This window comes from Paenibacillus solani, from assembly GCF_050475945.1.
In the GTDB taxonomy this organism is placed as follows: domain Bacteria; phylum Bacillota; class Bacilli; order Paenibacillales; family Paenibacillaceae; genus Paenibacillus_AQ; species Paenibacillus_AQ solani_A.
In genome coordinates this window covers 344374-366989 of record NZ_JBCMXJ010000010.1, presented here as the reverse complement: position 1 = coordinate 366989, position 22616 = coordinate 344374, and the positions used below count along the sequence as shown (strand labels likewise).

Below are 22616 nucleotides of genomic sequence, written 5' to 3'. Positions count from 1 at the left end.
TCTCCTAATCTAAGGTAGAATGTGGGATGCTTTCGAGCCTTTTGCTACCGGATTACCATTAACATCAAGGTAATAATCATTTTTCCCAGTACTATTTGGGTTGTGAATATGATAATGATCTTTACCCTCAAAACCATTTGCTCCTGGTTTCCCAGGGTCAAATCTAACTTTCATTCCTTTAACAGGGTCAATATACTCTCGCGATCTAGTATTTTTCGCCATTCCTTCTGGCGTTGCATCTTTCCAGCCGTTTTTAATTAATTCTTTAGGATCCTTCGGTAAATTATTTGTAGCATACTTAGTTTTTGGCGTCCCCTTACTCCTATTCTTCTGGAATTGTGCAATCGCCTTTTGAAGCTGCTTGTTCAGTTGCGGCAAATTAACCACAGGCTTCTGTTTTTGTTTCGGGCTCGTTACCTTTTTAGGCAGGGATGTTCCTCCACCACCGCCAATCCTTGGCACAAATCCTCCGCTGCCTCCGGCTCCGCCGCCAGCGCCTCGGCCTCCACTTCCACCGCAGTTATGGGTCCATAGCTTGAGTCCCGTTACGAAATACGTATGGTAGTCCCCAACGCTGAAGTTGTACACTCGGATCGTTTCTTGCTTGATTTCGATCTTTTCAATGACATACTCTATTCCTTCATCATTGACAAGCCGATCTCCTGCTTTTAAATCTCTGGATTCGACCCAGCCTTTCCCTATCACCCAAAATGGATGCTCTGCCGTCGTGACGATGACAGTATCCTCCACCTGGATATGATAGGTTTCTTCCGTTACCCGATGATAGGTCTCTTCAACCGGCTTATAATCTAGTTCACCAGTCACTTCACTCTGGGCCAGCACATAGTCTCCGATTTCAATCTCTTCAATCGCTTTCGGTCCGTCTTGCGTTTCTATGATCGTTCCTGCAGCAAAACAGAGAAGTGCGCATGATTTGGCTGTAGCCGGGCTGTTTCCACTTGGATCCACATAAATCAGTGGATTATTCTCCACATACGCATACAGATTCTGACTTAACGGATCTTCTAATTCCCCTTCATACGTATCCTCACCCATAAACCGTGCAGTACCCGGATCGTACCAGCGGGCACGCAGGTACTGCAGGCCCGTCGTTTCATCCCAATACTCGCCGGCATAGCGCATTACGTTCGGGACGGTTTCTTCGGTTTCAACCGGACCACCCCAAATATCGTAAGAGTACCTGTTTAGCGACGTCCCCTGCTCATCCACCAAACCGACGACATCACCGTGACCGTTGAATTGGTAGTACTGCAACTTCCCGGTGGCTAGGTCCTGCCTTGCCGTTAACTGACCGTAGAGGTCATAGACATAGGCATAGGTAATAGCGGCCCCACTTTCAGTTACTTCCGCTTCCGCAATGAGTTTAGCTTCCTCGTCATAGTAATAACGCGTCGTATCCGTGCCTTCTTTACGTTCATACAGTAACCCGTCCCCGTTATAGGTGTAGCTGACTTTCTTGCCTTCCCCGGCCACCTGGGTTAACCGGTTCTGGCTGTCGAACGTATAGTCTGCTTCCTTCAGGCCGAATATCTTACCGCTTCCCTGCTCCAGCCGGTTCCCGTTAGCGTCATACGTATAACGTAAATTCTTGTCACCTGACGTTTCCGACTGAATCCGGTTCAGCGGGTCATAAGTGAATTGTCCTGACGTTCCGTTCTCCGTGCGGGAGATGATATTTTTGTTCGGGTCATAGCTATATCCGAATTCGTGCACGGATGTACTTCCCTGCTGAACCGTTACGCCTGACAAGTCATATCCGTCATAGTTAAAATCGGTACTGAGTCCACTATCAAAGCTTCGGCGCTCCAGCAAACTGTTAGCCTTATATTTAAAGGTCATTCGATCAAGCGGAGAAGCAGACATCAAGGCAGGTCCACTGCTTCCGGTGCTGATATCCATCGCCGAGACCCGGTTCATTTCATCGAGCTCAGACGATATACGAATAGATGCTCCGGCAGCGTCCGTCAGGATATATCCGGTTTTCGATTGCGTATTATATTCATACGACACCCTGGTTCCGTCCGGAAACTCCAGTTCCTTCAGCGTCCCATCCTCAGGATTGTAAGAATACGTCGTCTTACCCGTAGGATCGGTCATACTGGTCCGGCGGCCTGCGTCATCATAGGTGTAATTCACCGAGAAATCCGGTCCGCTCTTTGAAATCAGCTGATTCTCGGAGTCATAACCGTAGTTATAGATTTGGTTCTTACGGTCCACCACTTGCGTGACATTACTACGATTATCATAATGGTAGACCGTGGTTTGATTGGCCATATCGGTCTGGCTGATCAGGCGGCCCATCTCATCATACGACTTCGTTACCGTCTGTTTATCAGGCATTACGATCTGAACCAAATCACCAGCCATACTATAAGTATAGCGAGTAACCTCTCCCTTCGGATCCTTTACCGAGGTCAAGCGGCCCAGCACGTCGTACGTATACTCGGTGCGCTGCTGATTACCATCCATGGATGCCGTCACCTGACCGAGCAGATCGTATCCCAGATGCTGAAGCGGCGCAAATCCTCCATTTTTCCACTCTTGCGTTGATGTTGTTCTTCCCAGTACATCATAGGTTTCGCGCTGTTTGGTTCCAGCAGCGTCGCTATACGTGGTTGTCCGTTCCACGACCTGATAATCTGTGCTGCTGCTGGTTCCATCAGCGTATACCGTTTTCGTGTTTCTTCCAAAAGCATCATACGTTAGGCTTGTCGTGTTGCCTTCGGCATCGGTCACTTCCGTCATGTTGCCTTCATCATCATATTCATACTCATACAACGCATCATGCGTTTTCTCCTGCACCAGCAGCCCAAACGGATCAAACTGCTGCGTCGTAATCACGCCATCCGCTGCTGTCTGAGTCACGCGATTCAATGCATCATCGTAACGTACGCTCGAAAGCGTGCCGTCACTGTATTCAAGCTGGGTGATTCTACCCCATTTATCATAAGTGTACGCTTGCACGTTTCCGTCGCTATCTCTCTGGCTCTTGAGCTGTCCTGTCGGCCAATATGAATAGTCCGTCGTAATGACGGAGGACCGTGCAGCTGCGTCCTTCACGACCATGCTTTGGTTTGTCAGCAGATGACGTCCATGCGGGGACTCGTACTTGTACGTCTGTTCAATAAATCGTGAATCATCCCTGACTTTGGTTTTTGTCCGGTTGCCGTAAGTGTCATACTCATACTCGGATTGAGCAAGCGGTGTTCCGCCCGTTCCTTGGGACACTCCCACTTTCGTTACACTGCCCTGCCCGTCATATTCAAGCTGTGTAACCTGAGACTGTGTATCGTTCATTTTGACGGTTACCTTGGAAGGTTCCTTCCACTCTGCTGTACCCGTCATTTGCTGGTATTCATAGCTTGTTTCCTGGCCGGTGCTTGACCTCTCCGATGTGATGAGACCATATTCATCATAGGTATACGACGTGTAAACAGGCTCGGAAGCTGCACCATTTTGAATATATCGTTCTTGGATCTGCTGCGGTGCATTTCGTTTGTTCGTCTCATCATAGACATACTCTTCGATATAACTAACCGAATCTCCCGATTGGCGATACTCCTGCAAGTAATGAAGCGCTGGGCTTGAGCTTCCCTCAAAGGTACTGCTCAGCTTGTACGTTTCGTCCCATTTACTGCTGCTTACTGTGGTGGTCCAGTTCACATCTTGACCATAACGATTCAAGTCTTCGCCCGTATACTTGAAGCTGCGGGAACCCAGTATTTTTTCTCCCAATGTAGAACTGAATGTATCCTTGCGTGAGCTGACCTTAAATACATGCCTAGTTGCATAATTCCCAATCTGTTTCAATGACGAATCATATTGAATATCGGTGATCCGAGATGTTGGGTACACGATACGAGTCAATAAAACTGTTCCGTCAGCTTCATGCTGTTCAGGTATGCTCACCAGCCCGGATAGGAAATTAAATCTCGATACCGGTTGGTTGTACACATAGGTGGTACTTCGAGACGTGGAGTCGACAGCCTCTGCAAGAAGTGTAAAACCTTCTTTCTGAACCTTACGATATTCCATGCTTTGATCAGTTCCCTCCAAAACCACAGAAAGACTCAATGTATTATAGTTAAATTGGAGAGTATTTCCTTCGCTATTCGAAATCCGCTTTAATACAGGTCCATCAGGTAGCTGATCATAATAGAAGTTTACTGTATTGCCGTAATTATCCCTGATCTGTAGCAGATAGCCATTTGCATTAAAATAATAAACATATCCGTTAAGAACAATCAGTTTATATTGACTCTGTTCTCCATTCACCATCACACCTTGATCCGTGCTCAAACTCATATCATTCCAGGTATATCCGATGATATCCAGAGTATCGGACAATGAGTAGGTGCCTGCTCCGGGAAAATACAAATAATGTTTACCACCATGCTCTTGGACATGGGGAAGATCCCATCTCCAACCCCGACCTATGCCGTAAGTTGACTCCTCTCTTCGTATATTAGTGTCATTAACGGCCTGTCCAGTTCCCTCATCCTTGCGGATTCCGATCTCTTCGTTCGCCTTCGAGCTGTCGTATACCCGTGTTAATGAAAAAGGGATCATACCCGGTAGCTCCAAATCTACACTGGCATAATTTAAATCACCGGTAGCCATGGAGACCGAATCGAGACCGTAGCTGTTGAAATAGGCCGACGAGTCGTCATGAATTCGTACCTGCTCAAGAGCTGCTTCGTCCACATCATTTGAATCTTCAGCTAACGTTTTGGATAATGACACGATAGCCTTCTCATCATATTGCACAGCATCCGGTACCTGTATATTAGCCAGAACGGTATCGGCTGCTTTTGAGCTTTTATTGCCGTCCAGAGATGAGTATATCTGATACAAGGTATATCCATCCGCAATCTTCTCTTGAATCCAAGCGGTGTCTACACCATACTGTTGAGCCAACACCGGAATCGTAATTGCAGGTGAAGAAATCTCTCTTGACTTGGCTGTTACCTTACTGCTGTCTCCATATACCAGAGAGCCCATACTTGCCAATAATAAACATATACATAAAACAGCTATAAATCCTTTTTTGAACACATCGTCACCTCTATCGCATCTGATGGAATTAGAATGGAAATACCTTTTTGCTTCGCTTCGTTACGTTACCATTATTGTCGTATTCATATAGGATCTCATCTCCCGTACGGAGAATCACTTTAGAAAGCCGGTTATTTGAGCTATAGTGATACTTGTTTTCCGCTGCTAGTATCATTAGAGCAGAATTGATCACCCCTTCAAAAGCGGCTCCATCTTTCTCTACTAGTTTTAAATAGTAAACCTGGCCCGCTTTCAGTTCCCATTCCAAGACGGTGTAATCCCAACCGTGCTCTCTCTCTTGATCGACAGTCGTAGCTAGTTCATCGGTTAGTCCAGCATCAGTGTACAATGTCAGTTGAGGCTCCTTCTCGAAATTCTTGCTCTCTTTGACAACAAATCGGTATAATCCATCCGCCTCCGGCTTAAATCGATAGTAGTTCTCCTGTTTCTCCTTTATGTCAATGTCTTCTGCTCTCCGTTCTAAGAGGTCGATAAACGGATCCGTCATTTCAGTAAATGTAAAACTTCTGGATGGTCCCGCAAAAAGTACGTTCTTTGATGATGATATGGTCACTTCTAGGCTTGCACCGTTCGGCACGATTTGTTCCTCATCCGTTTCGGTTTCCTCTCTGATAACGTTTCCAATCGCGTCCAGCACCCGATAATCATAATACCGGTCAGAGACAACAGATGCATCCGTCAGCAGCTTGGCTTCAAATTGCCCCGTATTTGTAAACTTTCCTAGCTCTCCAGCAGCCAATTCCTTTTTAAGTAACGCCTTCTCAAAGCTAGCCTCTGCAATAACTGGTATCCAATATTTATAGGTAATGGATTTCGCTGAGTTTACCGTTACTACGAGGGTACTGCGTGCAGGAATGATAACCTCCTGATCAGTGGAATTGATTTGAGCTTGTTCCGGTTTATTCCCCGGACCGTATATTGCATAATCGTAAAAACTCTTTCCTTCAATAGCGTTCGTTTTAATCATTTGACTTGTGGTTTCTGGGTTGGTAAAGATTACGCTCTCATGCTGTCTTACGGTTATCGTTTCTTCCACCGGCTCCTTAGCTGGTTCTGCCTGAAATAGCCGATATACAGCTCCAAACAAAACTTGACTGTCTGAAGAAACCGTCACGATCACCTTATTTCCAGGTGCAACGACAGGCTCAATGCTGGTACCTATTCGACGATCGATTTCCACGCCGGAACCATCATAGAGAACATAATCGAACGTACGGCCACCATGTACAGGCTCACTTACGATTGCCTTGTCAGTCGTACTGATATTAGTAAATTGATAGCTCTGTCCCTGATTCAGTGTAGCTCTGTGGAATGCAGGTTCTGTGCTTGCCTCAGCAGTAATATCTCCTCCTGTGTACTCATAAAGGATCGGAACAGAAGAAGGATTCGTGATTACGATATGGGACTGAGACTTGATTTCAAGTTTCGATGAAACGTTAAATCCGTCCGAGGAAAGCGTTCCATTAGAACGATACAGGGCATAATCCATGAAACCGCCCAAGACATCCGCATTGTGGCGAAGTTCAACATCAGGTCCATTATTATAAAGAACATAGGATTCATTTGGATAAATTGTGAGATGCTCAATTATCTCACCCGGATCATCTTGCCCACGAAATACACGGTATAGGCCACCGAAACTAACAGGTTCGTCTGAAGCCGTCGTTACGACTGCTTTATAGCCGGGAGGCACTTTAGGCTCCACTGTTGCCCCTGCTCTACGTGAATGTTCTGCTCCCGTTGCATCATAAATGACGTAATCAAATGTACGACCTCCCGCCAAAGAAGCAGTACTTTCCAAATACGCGCTTTCCATGCTGACATTGGTGAACGAGAAGTTTTCTCCCTTGGACAAGGTTACGCGCAGGTAAGCAGGCTCTGTACTTGGTTCCACCGTAAAATCGTCTGTATAATCAAACACGATAGGCTGGGAACCGGCAACAGTGACATTAGCGTAGCCCTGTTTCGGTACCTGCGGACTGGAGCTCCGGTTAAAGGCGTCCGAAGATCGACTGCCATCAGCTTTATACATGACGTAATCAAATATGCCCTTTACTTTACTAGCATTGTTCTTAATGGGATTAGACAGTGTCCCATGGTTGCGGAATATATAGGACTCCCCTGGATTGAGGGTAATTTGACTGATGGCCTCATTAGGCCTTCCGCCGCCTTGGAACACAGTATATATAGCACCAAAAGTTACCGGGTTATCCGACACGGCCGTAACAACTGCCTTGTTATTCGGATATACTTTGGGTTCAATACTTGTCGCTTTTCCTCGCGAACGTTCAGTCCCATCTTCGTAATAAGTAACATAATCGAATAATCTACCGGACGAGGAGGATGCGTCGCTGTCCAAAGATTCAATACTGGTACTAATATTCGTAAACTCGTAACTCTCCCCTCGGTTTAAAGTCACCCTTTCAAATGCAGGTTCCGCACTCTCTTCAACTGCAAAATCATCGGTATAATCAAATACGATAGGTGTATATCCAATGTTGGAGACAACCGCGTATCCTAATGAAGGAATGCTTGGACTACCTTTTTGATTAAATCCGCTTCTGTATATGGTATCGTCAGGTCTATAAATGACGAAATCAAATAAGCCGGCAACTTTACTTGCATCATTCCGAATGGGATTCGTAAGCGATCCATTATTATAAAAAACATAGGTATCTCCCGGATAAACGGTTATCCGGCTGATGGCACTTCCTCCTGTAGGCTGTACATCAAACGTTCGGTATGGGACGCCAAAGGTAACAGGATTAGCCGTAACCATAGTAAGTACTGCGGTACGTCCTGCTGCAACACTAGGTTTATTTGATGTATTCGTTCCCCTTGAGTACTCAGTTCCATCCGGTAAATAAACCACATAATCGAAGCGGTCACTGGACTTACCGTCACTTTCCAGCGTATCCGTCTTCGAGCTCACGTTCGTAAACTGATAGCTTTGTCCTTGATTCATTATGATCCTCGTATACGCTGGTTCCGCACTGTACTCACCGTTAAACATATCGTACGGAAACCCGACCGTAACTGGGTTGATCGTAGCGCCGGTGACAATGATTTCATTCCCTATGCCTACACCAGGCTTTGAGACACTATTAAAATCCGATCTGTCTAATGTGCCATCAGGGGTGTATACAGCAAAATCATAACGTTTCTCCTGGCCACTGGAAGCATCACTTTGGAGATTAAGGGACTGATTCCCTTCATTCGTAAAAATATAGCTTTCTTCCTTATGAAGTGTTACACGTTGGAGTGCTGGTGTTGAGGATAGGGAATGTGTCACTTCAGGGAAAATGGAGAACGTAACTGGGAACATGCCTGACACCGTAATTATGGTGGATGCCCCCTTTGTCTGTGAAACATTCCCGCCATGATTCATATCCGCGCTGGTTATTTTGCCATCCGCATTATAGGTTACATAGTCAAACACAATCCCCTTCGATGTTGACCCATTATTTGTAATGGATTTGGTTGAGGTAGACGTATTATTAAATCTGTAAGAGTCGCCTGGGTATAAAGTTACCTCCCTTTTGTCCGCAAGCAATTCTACATTTGAATTATGATATACAGCATCCGTAACACTGGGTGCAGCCACTACTTCCGATACCATCTCTTCTTCGAAAGGTTGCTGAACTCCCTCAGCATTTGCCATGAATGGATTCCATCCGTTAAGACATAATGCAAATACCAACAGCCATGGAATCATTCGATTTCTCTTAGACTTCACCTTCTCTGCCTCCTCTAGCAATATCATCAATCAGCCACAGGAATTAATTCCACCTCCTTCCATTACCTGGGACATCTTATAGATATCGGTATACTTTGTAGGCAGTTGAATAGGAATATCGACTCTATCGCACGACAAATTGTGAGGTTTATTATGTCGAATTTTGTAAAATGATAATCCACGCATCTGTCAGCAGACGGCAGGGATTTCTTCCTTCCATTAATTAATAATGTGGTTTGGGTTTTTCTGACCTTATGCGAAGTATTATGTAGTTACCCTAAGGTATTATGAAACTAATATGCCCGTTGGCTTTATGACATTGCATGGAAATATAGTTGGATACTTGCCTAATCGGTACAAGGCTCATCTTCTTGTCCATTTCGGCAATTGGTACAAGTTTTTGTCCTCGGCTCGGGACAAGAACTTGTACCGATAAAACAAAAAGGCCGCTAAATTAGCGACTTTCTAAGGGACCAAGTTCTTGTCCCCCGACAAAAGGATCATTAACAATTTTCTTGAGCTGGTTTCGTTCTTATTAAAGTAACCTGCCCTTTAGTTTAATACAAAGGCGTCTATATCGGGATTGTAACAATATTCTTGTCATCTGTCGGGAATGTTATCAAATTCTTGTCATTGCGTTTTGACAAGAACTTGATAACATAAATAAAAAAACCGCATAATTAGCGGTTTCTAATGTTCCTATGTTTTTGTCACCCGACACCAATTTGATTTTTCTTGTAATATACCCCCTCTCCTCAAAGATTTGTGCTTACTGGAACATTCTCTGATTCCTCATTGAATCAATAAAAAGCGAACTATCATCTGATAGTTCGCTTTTCTCACATCGTTTATACAACCACGTGGAAATATTCTCAGATCATGACTTAGCGGTTCTTTGGCTGGTCGAGCCCGACGACTGATAACTACTCCATTAGGTTTCATCATACCTTCCTTTTATCATGCCGAAAGTTAAATAGTGAATCCCCTTTGTCGGGACACACACCAGGTTTGCCATTATGGATTGAAGCGGCTCCTACACTTTCGCTCAGCCCCCATTAACCCTCGTTATATTGCGCATGGTATGAATTCATCAATTCGGCAAGATTCGTCGCGGCATCATCTGAAAAGCACAGAATGAGACTCTTTGGCCATTTCCGAAGAATAGGCGTACATCTTTTCAATCCGATTCCGTCTATACCCGCTTAGGATTCTCCGAATCGCTTAGCGGCTCGTGCCCGGGCACGAGCGATCTCGACCTCTCGATTGCGGGGTTCGGCTTGAGTCACCAGAGAATCCAGCAGCTGCCGTGCAACGACGGTAAACTCTTGCACCGCTTGGTTAAACGCCGCTTCGTTCGCTTTGGAAGGACGGTTAAAGCCCGACAGCTTCCTTACGAATTGTAGCGCTGCAGCCTGAATTTCTTCATCCGTCGCAGGCGGGTCAAAATTGAATAAGGTCTTAATATTTCGGCACATCGCAGTTTAACCCCTTTCTTGAAATGAACGCACTATGTTGTATCTAGCATAACATAGTTTGTTCATTCAAGTAGTTCCTCAACCTCTCATATTAAAAAAAGAAGCCACGGATTAAGCGGACTTTGTAAAGGAACGAACCCGAGTATAGTAACTCGTCCCTCTAGTAGGAACTCATATTGAGGATAAGATCGTATCGGTAATGTAACTATGTTCTTGTCATCTGTCGGGAATGTTATCAAGTTCTTGTCATTGTATTTTGACAAGAACTTGATAACATAAATATAAAAAGCCGCATAATCAGCAGCTTCTAATGTAACTATGTTTTTGTCACCCGACAATATAGATTTGTCGGTTGACAAGAACTTGATATCATTCCTCTCTGTCGGCACTAATTTCTTCCCCTCTTTTATTATTCATTTTTGGGCAAAAGAAATAACCCACCATTGGTGGGATATGTTATTTTTTACACTTTAAAAAGAAAACTTGGCTACATACTTATTAACGTAGTCTCGTTGCGATATATTTTCTTGGGAAGAATTATCGAATACTTTCATAGCAACCCTTGAAGGTGTGTAGGATTTCATATTACGAATTTCCTTCTTCATTTGTTTTGAACCTATCGTACACATCAGCTCCGGTAGCTCTCTTACGTTTTTCGAGCGGTAAACTTGAATTATCGAAGCCTTTTTTCTAGTATCGGAGTCAAGTTTAAAGATTAACGATGGTAAGCTCATTTCGATCATTTGTTCAATTTGAATCCAGGGTGGTGCAACGGCACGTCTAGACCCTTCTTTTGCAATAGACAGCCACATAGCACATATGCGTATGCATACGGACATATTGGAGGAAATAAAACGTCACTCACCATAACCATATACTAGCTCAGTTTTGTGCCGTTTGTGAGGAAAGCCAAATTTTCTTCTAATGCCTTTCAATCATATAGATATAGTAAATGGTAAATACAAAACCGAGCAAAAAGGGCTACCAAATGGCAGCCCCACTTATAATTCATCTCTTCTAATCCTAAACTCTACTAGCCATGTGATGAGTCCCGTCTCATTTGTCGTCATTGCCTCGAAGTGCTTGTTTACGAATTAGGTAACTCTTTTTCTTTCTCCCGTTACATAACCAGAGTCAATAATAAAAATAGTCCATTTGTTAAGCCATGTACCCATACTGCAGGCCAAACAGAATTTGTTCGTTCATACGCCCATGCAAATATGATCCCCCCAAGAAAATTCGCAGGCATCGCGTTATAGGTAGGAATATGGACTATCGTAAAGAGACTCGCACTCAAAAACATTGCCCAACCGATGCCTAATCGGGTTCGCAGCCAGCGATAGATAAAACCGCGATAGAATATCTCTTCGTATATAGGCGAGATGATCACTGCTGATGCAAACGCAATGAATACACTGAAGACCGTAACATTCTGCTGAATTGATTCCGTTTTAGAATTTTCAAATGTATTGCCGATATAGCTGGTAAGGATCATTACGATGGTGCTGCCTATAATCAGCAAGAACGTCCATAACAGAATTCGCCACCAATCCTTCGCAGGAAAGGATCTTAAACCCACTTCACTCCAAGAAAGCTTTTTAGGACGTAGCCCTATGAAATACACTCCCAGCATTAATACTATTGCTATTGTAAGCCCTGTCAATGTTCCTGAATACAGCTCATCTCCAAGCCATTGCCCATATACGGGTTTTACTACAAATTTAATAAATCCGATAACAAATACAAACTCTAGCAACAGCAAAGCTACAAACTCTTTCCATGTCCAATTATCCCTTTGTTTCCAATGCGTTAAGTGATCAGTCATTCCCTTACCCCTTTGTCTCTGTGATATAATTCAAATATACTGGGTGACGCTACGTCACCTGCAAGCATTTTTTTTGGAGGAATATCATGAGTCATTGGACAACAGGACAAGTATCCAAACAAAGCAATGTTTCTGTAAGAACACTTCGCTATTATGATCAAATTGGGCTCCTTACACCTAGCTTTAAAGACGAAAGCGGACGCCGTTGCTATTCCGAAGAAAACTTGTTTACTTTGGAAAAGATCACACTTCTAAAATCTCTCATGCTTCCACTCGAAGAGATTCAGAATTTATTGGATAAGCTATCCTACCGAGAAATACTAAAAGCTCACTATAATCATCTTCAAGAACAACTTTCTTCGCTCCAAACTAGCATCTCCAATACGACCTCGCTCATCAACATGTTTGATCTTGAGGGAGAATTATCGTGGAAACGAATTTCACATTTAGTACAGACAGCCAAACATAATTCAAAAAAATGGATTGAATATTTTGAAGATGACGAGAAGGATTTTTTAGAACAAGTGCTTCCTAGTCTTAGTAAAAGCGACCGAATCACCCAACAATATATTTCACTATTACGGAGAATTGAATGGTGTCAGCAGCATAGCATATTACCTGAATCTGAAGCTGGCTATCAGATTGGTTGTGAGTTGATTGCAGTTTCCAATGATACATTTGATGGAAATGAAGAGTTAATGAATAAGTTTTGGGAAGTAAGAAAAATGCCGTCAGAGACAACTGGACTGTATCCTATAACAGATCAATCACTGGAATTTGCAGAACGTTGTATTATCTATGCAGAGCAATTGCTGAATAAAGAAAATGAATGATTGGTTTCTTAACACTATATATCTGAGTGATTCCTTCATCCACCAATGATCATTGTTGCATATATCTTCAGCAAACATCTTCCATGAACTCGGGTACTTATAAAAAAGCCCAAGCAAGTGACTGCTTGAACTTTACAGAAAAACATTAGGTTAATGTGGCTCTAAATCACTATGTTCTCACGAGCGACACACAGCATTCAACATGTGTCGAGTGCTTAATATTGACGTAAATACAGGGGGGCTAATTTACGCCCCTGCTGACAACGGATTTCCAAAATTATAGTGGATAATAACTCCACCATCCAACTCAATCTCTATTCGTACAATTATACAATTAACCGCTGAAGCACTTATCGAAGGGCTTCCTCGTCATCGATTTGCAACTCCGCAAAGCGCCTAACTTCTTCCCTGAATTGCTGCATAATACGTTCTTTGGCTTCGCCCTGACTGACAACCGTCTCAAGGATGGTTGCTCGTTCTTTCAAGTTGTGCTGCTCCTCCTTTAGATCTGCATTGCTCATCTGGAACGTATCATCATCGATCATTTTACGAGTCATGCGCGAACCAGTTCCAATTGCTCTTGTTGAAGCTGCTGCATCTTCTTCTGGTTCGCTTTCAGTTCAGACACGGCTTGGTTCGATTTTTCACTCGCCTTTTTGAGCGCTTTCTCCACCAGAGAGTTCTGATCCAGCACATTCACTGACAATTGACGCAAATCCACTAAAACAGACTTCTTTAACTCATCATACCGAATGAAATGGGAAGGGCATCCTTTTCTGCCGCGCTTCTGATAAGTAGCGCAAACATAGCCTTCGCGGTCATAGTTTGCAATCTTTTGCCAACCCCATCAATATTTCTTTGATAATATCCATAATCAACAACAAAATGTTCAGTTGCTTCATTGGTCATAATTGCATTCTTCCTTTACGTGTATTTCGCCTAACGCCTTATTCACGAACTTCGTAAATAATTCCATATGTTGAGATTCGCGAAATGATTACGTTATCCTCCCCGTTAGCTCAACGAAGAATGTCTTGCCAGTTTGGAAGCAGCTCATAGTCTCTAATGTGTTTGTATTCTAGAACCATTACAGCTACCGTATTAACTACACAGAAATTCACCTATCGGGAATGTAACAAAGTTCTTGTCATCAGTCGGGAATGATATCAAGTTCTTGTCATTGTGTTTTGACAAGAACTTGATATCATAAAAATAAAAAGCCGCATAATTAGCGGCTTCTAATGTTACTATCTTCTTGTCACCCGACATGTCGGAATGAACTTGTTGCTGAAATTATACAGCCCTTTTTGAGCAGACAATAATTTGAAGGTGTTCGTTCCCTCGAAAGGATCCTTAATCTGCTGTAGTTGAACAAGTTTTGGATCGTTTGCCACCTGCATCACAATTGTATCGATTTCCGCCAGTCTTCCACAAGCGTCGATGTTACCTGTTCAAACATCTGCATATTGATGTTTCGGGCTTCCTCCCCAACTAATGAGAGCGTCTGTCGGTAAATCACCCCCCCGCGCACAAGGCTAGGGTGACTAACAGGGCGAATGGAAGCATTAGTCGTATATACCAATTGTTGATATCAATCAATCGGGTAAGATTCATTATAATATTCCTTTATAAAATAGTCAGGCTTCCACTTGCCTCATTAGACCTTGTTATTGTGAAGAAATATACCCTAAAATCACACCCCAATCAGACCTTTTAAACACAACATTCTCTATTCCTCTATAGAAATTTCACCTATCGTACAGCCTACAATGACGACCTAATATAGTATAAATCCTACCTTTTTATATACTGAAAGAGTAAAAAAGTTCATACTTTAGTTCGGCTCTCTCTCCATTTGCTTTCAACCAGGTATCCCCATTTAGGTAGCCCACAATTGATTTACTACCTGATTAGGTGCAAAAACACACGATAATAGAGTCGGCCTGAATGACGCTGACAAATAGCCTTTATTATAGTACAATCTCTACATCCAATTATGTAGGTGATTGATAATGCTTGTGCTTGAGCTGAAAGTTCCGCCATTCCCTCTGTTAGCCACGGTCGGCCATACATTATGGCCACCGGGAATTATCCATGCAAGGCGCCGATTTGATGTTTTTGACATTATTATTTGTGTCAACGGTACACTCTATATGGAAGAAAACGGGATTCAATATGATATCAAAAAAGGTATGGTATTGGTGCTTGAACCTGGAAAAATGCATCATGGCTATCGCCCAACCGATACAAATACGGAAGTGTATTGGATTCATTTTGAGTATCCGCTATTGTCTAAACCTGTGCTGGTCGATAAAAACAATTGGCAGCAGCCTCTGCTGAACAGGACGGACCAGGATACCGAGGCTCATCCAGGCATGGTGGATATCCCAAAATTTACCGGGATAGATTTGCGTACGGTCGTCCCCCTTCTGAAGGAAATGATAAAAATACATAGCGTCCTTTCAGCATACCGCTCCTACGAGCTGCAAGTTTTGTTTGGCCGATTTCTCATTGAACTTCAAAGCACCATGAAAAAGAGCAGCCCACAGGCCCGATCCCTTTTTCTTGGGGAGAAAGTTGCCTCATATTTGGCAGATGGGTTAGAAGCTCCCTTTAATTCCGTACAAATGGAGAACGACCTGCATTACCACTTCGATTATTTGGCGCGCTGTCTGAAACAGTATTCGGGTATGAGCCCTCTGCAATACAGACATCATCTCCAGATCGAACGGGCTAAACAGCTCCTAGTGAATTCAGATCTAACTCTAATCCAGGTCGGTGAACAATGCGGATTCCGTGACAACAATTATTTTACACGCCTATTCAAACGCCAAACTTCTTTTACACCTGGCGAGTACCGGAAGCGATACCAAGTATTTCGAGTGGATTAACACATGAAATGTCCTCCCAATTGAAAAAAGCGCTGTCACCATTCAATGGTCAAGCGCTTTTTTTTAGCTGTGCATTGTTAATAATGATCGAGATTTCAACACTCATATTACTTACCAGAGCATGTAAATTTTTCAGTAGAGGGCTTCCTTTCCAATCTAGGCGTTAATCCCATGTGGAATCCAAAAGGGGACATGTTATTTTCTAATCAGCCAGTTTGCTGGAACAGTTTGGAGTTCCGTCGGATGACGATATCGTTCTCCGATTTCTTTAAAACGGTCTAGAACATTCGCATCCAACAAGCCGCGCTGATTTGGAGCTCCATTTAATAAGAATGACACGTTATGGTTGTTGGCATCCTGTACTTTATCCAATACCCAATCAGTGGTTTTGAGTTCCATTGTCGTATCCGAAGTTCTCCAAAACCAGGTTTCAGTTAATACATTGCAGCTTGCCCCCGGACCTACAAAGGATTCTTCAATTTCTTGCCCTGCAGCATTTTCATAAAAAACGATATCAGTATGTTCCAAAGTCGATTCACAGCTAATATTCATCAATAAGCACTTAGGCTGCAAACTCTTCACGAGTTCATTAATTTCTTCGAAAGGAAGGTCCTCGTAATTAGGCCCCCCCCAATGGGCGTTCCATCCGTCAATGATCAAAAACGGAAGTTCACCATAGTTTGTCAGCAATTCTTCGATTTGATTTTTAATGAACCGCTTATCTTCCGATGTGCATTTTTTTCGACCGATTTGATGATGCAAGTCTAGCATAGAGAAATAAAGACCCGCATTAATACCTTCCTCCCTGAACGCATCAAGATATTCTTTGACGACATCCCTTTTGTCGGTTGCATTACGGATGCAATGCTCCGTATATCGGGTAGGCCACAAGCTGAATCCTTCATGATGCTTTGCTGTCAGTGCAGCGAATTTCATCCCCGCGGATTTCGCTGCTTTCGCCCATTGCGCACAGTCCAATTGCTCAGGATTCCAGCGTTTGGGATCGAATGGAAATCTGCGAGGTTCATCATGATTCTCATGCCTGTATTCCCAATCCTTAATTTCCGTTTCAGCAAACTGAAACGTAGCACTATTAAAGTGAATAAACATTCCGAGTCTCTGATTTACAAACCATAGCTGTCGTTGTACCAAATCATAATTATCCATATAATTACCTCCTCTAACTGTCAGGTGAGTACTCACCATCATATGATATCTACCACTTTAAGTGATTATGATCCTTTATACAGCTATCAAAAACGACATTTTACCATACAATTTCTACTTTTCTTTAGTGAGTGGTGATCAATTTAAATAGTACACAATGCGGAATCTGCTGCCCTCTCTGTCGGCTTATAGAGAGTAAGTAATTCTATAGTTATTTTGTGTGTCCAAGTCATTGCCCAAGTTAGCTCGCGAAGCAACCAGTGGTCGCATAAAACGTGATTTTCGCGTATTTTCGGGAAGTTTAAATGTTTTCTTGTAATATGCCTTATGGAATAAATAAGCCCACCGATCATTTAAGATCAGTGAGTTTCTCTTATATTGATTCCTTCGGATTGCATGGGTTTTACTTTTAAAATGTAAATCTGTTTACATAGTTATCAACGTATTCACGAAGTGATTTATTTTCTAGTATGGGGTTGTCAAATATTCTCATCGCATCGCAACTATTGATGGAATATACGATTTCATATTTCTATTTTTATTCTTCATATTGCTAGAACAATTCGTACACACCAGATTGATTGGTAGATCACTTCTATTATTTTTATAGTAAACTTGAACTGTATCAATCCCCTTTTCTAAATCAGCATCTAACTTAAAGATTATCGACGGTAAGCTCCTTACAGTCGCACCGAAATGGAAAAAGATCAATGAAATGATTGAAATGAGCTTACATCGAAACAATCATGGTATGAAGTTATCAAAGGTAGATCATATGAAATAACCTCATCCGCACCTAAAGCGCGTACGAAGTCGACATTTGATGAACTTGTTGTTGTCGTGACGTGAGCACCTAATGCTTTTGCTATCTGGATTGCTGTCGTGCCGATTCCGCCGCTGCCTCCCAACAAGAGAACTTTTTGTCCTTCAATGACTTGACCAAATTCCACTAACGCTTGCAATGCCGTCAGAGATACAAGAGGTAAAGCAGCCGCTTCGCATATGACAATTCTTCAGGCATCAAAGAAACGAAGCGTGCCGGCACAATTATTTGGTTCGCATATGTACCTTGTTTCTCGATTTCCGGTCTAAAGTAAACATCATCTCCAACTCGAAGCGTACTTACTTTATCCCCCACTTCAATAATTTTTCCGGCCCCATCCGACCCTAAAATCAAAGGAAAATCATAAGAGAAGCTCCTTTGCAGCCAACCTTCGCGTATCTTCCAGTCCACAGGATTAACACCGCTGGCCCGAATAGCAATCCGAACTTCATCCGGTCTTAGTTTATGATCTGGAACTTCAACAATCTTTAGTTTTGAAATATCTCCATATTCTTCGATTCCAATTCCCTTCACACGATAACACTCCTTAGTTACGATCATGAGGTTGAAGATAAGATTATACTGTCCTGTTTTGATTAAACATCACTCATCAAATATAGAAAGAAGCTTAATTGCGTTTCTTTATTAGAAACTTTCTAACTTCTTTTGAAATTCCATTTTGATTTACCTATGATGAGGCCATACTGCCTACATTTTTCATCATCTCTGCAACAAAACAATACCTCGTTAGGAGTGATTCATTCTAAACGATTGAATATTGGGTAAGAGTACTTTGTCATTCCGGAATAATTTGTAGATGCCATGATGTTAGGACTGATGAATAACGTGCTACAACACAGAAAACCTCTGTTTCTGTTCATATCGAAAAGAAACTCAATCCCCCTCTTGCCTTATCCATTCGTAGGAGGTGCTAAAGAGATGCTCAACTGGCTGTATAAAAAAAACAGATAGTTGACCATGATACAACATACCCCCTAAAAATATGTATAATCCCTTTCAATCCAAACAATTGGAGGATCACAGTGCATAAAAAATATCGGATTAGTCGGTTCCATTATGGTCGTTTGCTTATCTGGTTCATATAAACTTCATCAATATCCCCTAACGCCTCAAGCGTACTGGTTTAGTATCTGCTTATAACTTGGGCGAAGGGAAATAATAATTCCCATTACTAATTAATGGAACCATTAACTTAACTAAATTTTATTAAGAGGAGTACTTTATGAGTGTCATTACAATTTGTGCGATTCTAAAAGGAATACCAGGACATGAAAATCAGCTACGCGATGAATTACTTAAACTAATTGAACCTTCGCGTGCAGAAATAGGCTGCATACAATATAAGCTTCATCAATCGCTCGAAGAGAAAGGTACATTTGTCTTTTATGAATCTTGGGCTGATCAAAGTGCCATAACCGAACATATAAACACAGAGCATTTTCAAACATACCGAAAAAATATCGAAGCAATAATCGATACTGAGGTCGTGTATCATTTGCAGAATACGGAATCATAAATTGCAATGCACTTTTAAGAATACTTTTTTGTTTTCATTAAGGCATTTGATTCTCATGATCTCATTGAGTTTCATTTATAGAAACTTATTCTCTTTATTTTGAACTTTGTTGATTTCTCACTTAATATTAGCCTACATAAAGGAGGTGAAAGTATGAATTCAAAAATCTTCATTGCTCTAATGTCACTTGCGCTAAGTGCTTTTGCCATTGGAACGACGGAATTTGTTATTGTCGGGATTCTGCAAGAGGTAGCCACAGATCTTGGTATATCGGTAACGCAGGCTGGGACTTTGGTGTCTGGGTATGCAGTGGCCCTGGCTATTGGAACCCCGATCGTTGTAGTTCTAACCGGAAAATTGCCTAAAAAAGGATACTTGGTGTTCCTCATGATCGTGTTCACTGCAGGGAATGCTCTGGCAGCTGTAGCTTCTACCTATTCCATTTTGCTCTTGTCTAGGATCATTACAGCTGTTGCTCATGGTGTGTTTTTCGCAGTTGCAGCTACAGTGGCCGCAGATATGGTTCCGGCTAACAAAAAAGGTACCGCCATCTCCATCATGTTTACCGGGTTAACCGTCGCGACCATTCTTGGAGTTCCCCTTGGAACCTATATCGGACAGCAATTTGGTTGGCGGATGTCATTTGCTGTAGTCGCTGTATTAGGGTTAATAGCTTTATTGGTCAGTCTCGTAGCCGTAGAAAAAGTCCCGCGTTCGAAGCACTCACCGAGCTTGAGGGATGTTGGAAGCTTAATTGCCAACCCTCGGATTCTCACGGCTCTACTAATGACGGTACTGGGTTTCGGCGGGACTTTCGCTTTGTTCACGTATATCTCTCCTATCCTTGAAGAGATTAGCGGGTACTCAACATCGTCTATTTCATGGCTGCTGCTGGTTTACGGTGTTGCAGTGGCTATTGGGAATATTATCGGGGGGAAATTAGCAAATGGGCATCCTGTAAGGACGCTTCGATTCGTATTCCTGTTTCAGGGCATTGCCCTGCTGTTGCAAATTTGGCTACTGCCCAACAAGACGCTCACCATTTTGTCCCTCATATTAATGGGTTTCTTCGCTTTTATGATGTCTCCCGGCGTACAGGCATACATTCTAATGCTTGCAGAAAAGCTGGTACCATCTGCTAAGGATGTTGCTTCTGCATTTAATATATCTGCATTTAATATAGGGATAGCAGCTGGTTCGACATTGGGCGGGCTTGCAGTAGACCATTTGCATATTATGGACACGGCTTGGATCGGTGCAATTATGGTGGGATTCGCCTTTTTACTGGCAGCTATAAACTACAGAATGGATAAGAAACAGAAACTTTTTATTGAGGAGAGAGGATAAATGGATTTGAATACATTAGACCTTTTGGAGAAAGAATTGGAATTCACAAGTTTTAGCAATCAAGATGCACTTACCATAGGCAATCTTATCGTGCAGTATGCCCAAGAAAACAATGTTGCAGTGGCGGTGCATATTGAACGTAACCGCGTTCCTGTGTTTACGCATTTGATGGATGGAACTTCGGAAGAAAACTACGTATGGTTGTTCCGCAAAAAACGGGTTGTCGATCACTATAACCGCAGTTCTGCCTACATTGAGGAGCGCTTTATCCAAGGTGGTGCTTCTCATGCAGAACATTCTCTGCTATCAACTGCAGAGTATCAAGCGGTGGGCGGTTCTATTCCCATTCGTGTTAAAGGTGTTGGCGTAGTCGGTTCTGTTACGGTCGGTGGATTAACCGGCGAGTTGGATCATGCTTATGCAGTAGAGGGCATCCGTCTGTTTCTGAATGGTAAATGAGTGGTCGTGGCTAAGCCATAGCCACTTTAAAATAGATAAGAGGGTTGGGCGTAAAGCTCTTGCCCTCTTTTTTTCATTTCGTTCATTAATGAGCAAGTATCTCCAAGTCGAAAATGCGTGAAGATATTCAACTTCAGACTATATGTGGACTAATTATCCAAAGTCAATTGTTATCCAAAATATATCCTAAATGCAAAGGTTTTATTTAATATGTCAATAATTAAATTAAAATATATTTGATTGTCGTTAAGAAGTATGCTTCCAGCAAACCTGGAATCAAAATGATAATCCTGAAGACAACATTAATTAAATGCTTAGAGGTGAATCAATGAATCAATATGAGGTTTCAACCCTAAAAAAAGGACTGCTCATTCTTGACGCGTTGCAGCAAGGTGAACCCATGAGACTGACTGAGATCATGCACCGGTTTAATCTTAACAAGTCTACAACCTTTCGTCTGCTATATACGCTGGAAATGACAGGTTTTATTCAAAAAGAAGGTCATACGTACAAAGCCTCTGAAATAAAGGGGCACCATTCATCGTCTGCTAACACTCGGCTTAATTGGTTAGTCGTTCCATCCCTGCATCAATTAGCACAGGAACTTGGCGAAACCGCATATATCGGGATATTAGATGGAATGAAAGTCATGACTGTACAAGTGGTGGAGGGCAATCATGCCATCCGTAGTCATACACGTGTAGGTGATTCCGCTTATGCCCATCTAAGTGCCTTTGGCAAAGTGATCCTGGCGCACCTAAGTGATGAACAACTAAAAAAAATGCTTATACATCTCACCCAGCACAAAGCAACAAAGCATACCTTTGACGACAACCATTTATTAAAAGAGCATCTGAACGTAATCCGCCAACAAGGATACGCCATTGATGATGAAGAAACAGAAGTGGGTTTACGCTGCGTTGCTGCACCAATATTTTATAATGGTAAAGTGATTGCAGCATTGGCTATATCCGGCCCTGCCGCACGATTAAGCCGAAAGAGAGACCGTGCGGTTAGTAAAAAATTGAAGGAATGCAGTGCACAGATTTCTGCTCTACTTTGACCCGCTCACCCGCTCAACTGCTCAATTTCGCGGATTCATCTTATTATGGGTGATGATTGCAGTCCCCAGAGAGTACGTAGACTGAATTGCATCGAGGAACGGATTTATGACCTGAACCTCTGTATCGTGTGAAATCTTTAAGTTCAAAAGAGCCTCCCTTTCAGAGAGGCTCTCAGATTGTCGAGAAACCCTGTACTTTTTTTCAAAGTACAGGGTTTCTTACATTTCAAGTGTCAACAATGTAGTCTTATTAGTGTCAAATTCCTACAATGTGCTCACTTTTGTGTCATTAGACATTTTTCTTCATTACTATCCATGACTAGTGACTCCTGTTCTCTCTCTTTCAACTTCCTACTGATGAAT

General features: G+C 42.6%; 15 protein-coding genes and 1 pseudogene. 6 read left to right on the top strand and 10 right to left on the bottom strand.

Going from position 1 to position 22616, the window contains the following annotated elements; genetic code table 11:
* Positions 1 to 9 precede the first annotated feature (9 nt).
* From ABEQ74_RS12760 to ABEQ74_RS12745, 4 genes are all read right to left on the bottom strand, one after another.
* Positions 10 to 5076 (bottom strand): polymorphic toxin-type HINT domain-containing protein, encoded by a 5067-nt coding sequence (locus tag ABEQ74_RS12760; protein WP_430122547.1) that lies wholly within the window; start codon positions 5074 to 5076, stop codon positions 10 to 12.
* 28 nt (positions 5077 to 5104) lie between these two features.
* Positions 5105 to 8833 (bottom strand): hypothetical protein, encoded by a 3729-nt coding sequence (locus ABEQ74_RS12755; protein ID WP_430122546.1) that lies wholly within the window; start codon positions 8831 to 8833, stop codon positions 5105 to 5107.
* Positions 8834 to 10035: 1202 nt separating this feature from the next.
* A complete protein-coding gene (locus ABEQ74_RS12750) occupies positions 10036 to 10308 on the bottom strand; it encodes a DUF2277 domain-containing protein (protein WP_430122545.1) in 273 nt (90 codons plus the stop codon).
* A gap of 1120 nt (positions 10309 to 11428) precedes the next feature.
* A complete protein-coding gene (locus tag ABEQ74_RS12745) occupies positions 11429 to 12133 on the bottom strand; it encodes a CPBP family intramembrane glutamic endopeptidase (protein ID WP_430122544.1) in 705 nt (234 codons plus the stop codon).
* An 86-nt stretch (positions 12134 to 12219) separates the two neighbouring features.
* On the opposite strand from ABEQ74_RS12745, the gene ABEQ74_RS12740 reads away from it, so the two are divergent.
* A complete protein-coding gene (locus tag ABEQ74_RS12740) occupies positions 12220 to 12966 on the top strand; it encodes a MerR family transcriptional regulator (protein WP_076323509.1) in 747 nt (248 codons plus the stop codon).
* A 350-nt stretch (positions 12967 to 13316) separates the two neighbouring features.
* On the opposite strand, the gene ABEQ74_RS12735 is transcribed toward ABEQ74_RS12740, so the two are convergent.
* From ABEQ74_RS12735 to ABEQ74_RS12725, 3 genes and pseudogenes are all read right to left on the bottom strand, one after another.
* Positions 13317 to 13523, bottom strand: a complete 207-nt coding sequence (locus ABEQ74_RS12735) for a hypothetical protein (RefSeq protein WP_430122543.1) — start codon at positions 13521 to 13523, stop codon at positions 13317 to 13319.
* Positions 13520 to 13687, bottom strand: coding sequence for a hypothetical protein (locus ABEQ74_RS12730; protein WP_430122542.1), 168 nt, complete (start codon positions 13685 to 13687; stop codon positions 13520 to 13522). The genes ABEQ74_RS12735 and ABEQ74_RS12730 overlap by 4 nt, the downstream gene beginning before the upstream one ends.
* Before the next feature lie 36 nt (positions 13688 to 13723).
* Positions 13724 to 13798, bottom strand: a pseudogene (locus ABEQ74_RS12725) (hypothetical protein); the annotation flags it as partial.
* 1180 nt (positions 13799 to 14978) lie between these two features.
* Between ABEQ74_RS12725 and ABEQ74_RS12720 the strand changes: the two are divergent.
* The gene (locus ABEQ74_RS12720) at positions 14979 to 15857 is read left to right on the top strand and encodes an AraC family transcriptional regulator (protein ID WP_430122541.1); all 879 of its coding nucleotides are present in this window, start codon (positions 14979 to 14981) and stop codon (positions 15855 to 15857) included.
* A gap of 195 nt (positions 15858 to 16052) precedes the next feature.
* Here the strand turns inward: ABEQ74_RS12720 and ABEQ74_RS12715 are convergent, their stop codons facing one another.
* The 3 genes from ABEQ74_RS12715 to ABEQ74_RS12705 form a co-directional block, all read right to left on the bottom strand.
* Positions 16053 to 17024: an alpha-L-fucosidase gene (locus ABEQ74_RS12715; RefSeq protein WP_430122540.1), complete on the bottom strand. Its 972-nt coding sequence runs from the start codon at positions 17022 to 17024 to the stop codon at positions 16053 to 16055.
* Positions 17025 to 17731: 707 nt separating this feature from the next.
* Complete coding sequence (locus ABEQ74_RS12710) at positions 17732 to 17974, bottom strand: zinc-binding dehydrogenase (protein WP_430122539.1); 243 nt, start codon at positions 17972 to 17974, stop codon at positions 17732 to 17734.
* A 17-nt stretch (positions 17975 to 17991) separates the two neighbouring features.
* Positions 17992 to 18381 (bottom strand): alcohol dehydrogenase catalytic domain-containing protein, encoded by a 390-nt coding sequence (locus tag ABEQ74_RS12705; protein WP_430122538.1) that lies wholly within the window; start codon positions 18379 to 18381, stop codon positions 17992 to 17994.
* A gap of 709 nt (positions 18382 to 19090) precedes the next feature.
* Between ABEQ74_RS12705 and ABEQ74_RS12700 the strand changes: the two genes are divergently transcribed.
* The 4 genes from ABEQ74_RS12700 (at position 19091) to ABEQ74_RS12685 (ending at position 22253) form a co-directional block, all read left to right on the top strand.
* On the top strand, positions 19091 to 19384 hold the full coding sequence (locus tag ABEQ74_RS12700; protein WP_430122537.1) for a putative quinol monooxygenase: 294 nt from the start codon (positions 19091 to 19093) through the stop codon (positions 19382 to 19384).
* Between the two features lie 153 nt (positions 19385 to 19537).
* Positions 19538 to 20731 (top strand): MFS transporter, encoded by a 1194-nt coding sequence (locus ABEQ74_RS12695; protein ID WP_430122536.1) that lies wholly within the window; start codon positions 19538 to 19540, stop codon positions 20729 to 20731.
* Complete coding sequence (locus ABEQ74_RS12690; protein ID WP_430122535.1) at positions 20732 to 21190, top strand: heme-binding protein; 459 nt, start codon at positions 20732 to 20734, stop codon at positions 21188 to 21190.
* 328 nt (positions 21191 to 21518) lie between these two features.
* Positions 21519 to 22253 carry an IclR family transcriptional regulator gene (locus ABEQ74_RS12685; RefSeq protein ID WP_430122534.1) on the top strand — a complete coding sequence of 245 codons (735 nt, stop codon included), beginning with the start codon at positions 21519 to 21521 and terminating at the stop codon, positions 22251 to 22253.
* Positions 22254 to 22616: the final 363 nt, after the last annotated feature.

Coding starts and splice junctions, on each gene's coding strand:
- ABEQ74_RS12750 (WP_430122545.1), bottom strand. CDS start 10,308: ATGTGCCGAAATATTAAGACCTTATTCAATTTTGACCCGCCTGCGACG.
- ABEQ74_RS12745 (WP_430122544.1), bottom strand. CDS start 12,133: ATGACTGATCACTTAACGCATTGGAAACAAAGGGATAATTGGACATGG.
- ABEQ74_RS12740 (WP_076323509.1), top strand. CDS start 12,220: ATGAGTCATTGGACAACAGGACAAGTATCCAAACAAAGCAATGTTTCT.
- ABEQ74_RS12735 (WP_430122543.1), bottom strand. CDS start 13,523: ATGACTCGTAAAATGATCGATGATGATACGTTCCAGATGAGCAATGCA.
- ABEQ74_RS12720 (WP_430122541.1), top strand. CDS start 14,979: ATGCTTGTGCTTGAGCTGAAAGTTCCGCCATTCCCTCTGTTAGCCACG.
- ABEQ74_RS12715 (WP_430122540.1), bottom strand. CDS start 17,024: ATGGATAATTATGATTTGGTACAACGACAGCTATGGTTTGTAAATCAG.
- ABEQ74_RS12700 (WP_430122537.1), top strand. CDS start 19,091: ATGAGTGTCATTACAATTTGTGCGATTCTAAAAGGAATACCAGGACAT.
- ABEQ74_RS12695 (WP_430122536.1), top strand. CDS start 19,538: ATGAATTCAAAAATCTTCATTGCTCTAATGTCACTTGCGCTAAGTGCT.
- ABEQ74_RS12690 (WP_430122535.1), top strand. CDS start 20,732: ATGGATTTGAATACATTAGACCTTTTGGAGAAAGAATTGGAATTCACA.
- ABEQ74_RS12685 (WP_430122534.1), top strand. CDS start 21,519: ATGAATCAATATGAGGTTTCAACCCTAAAAAAAGGACTGCTCATTCTT.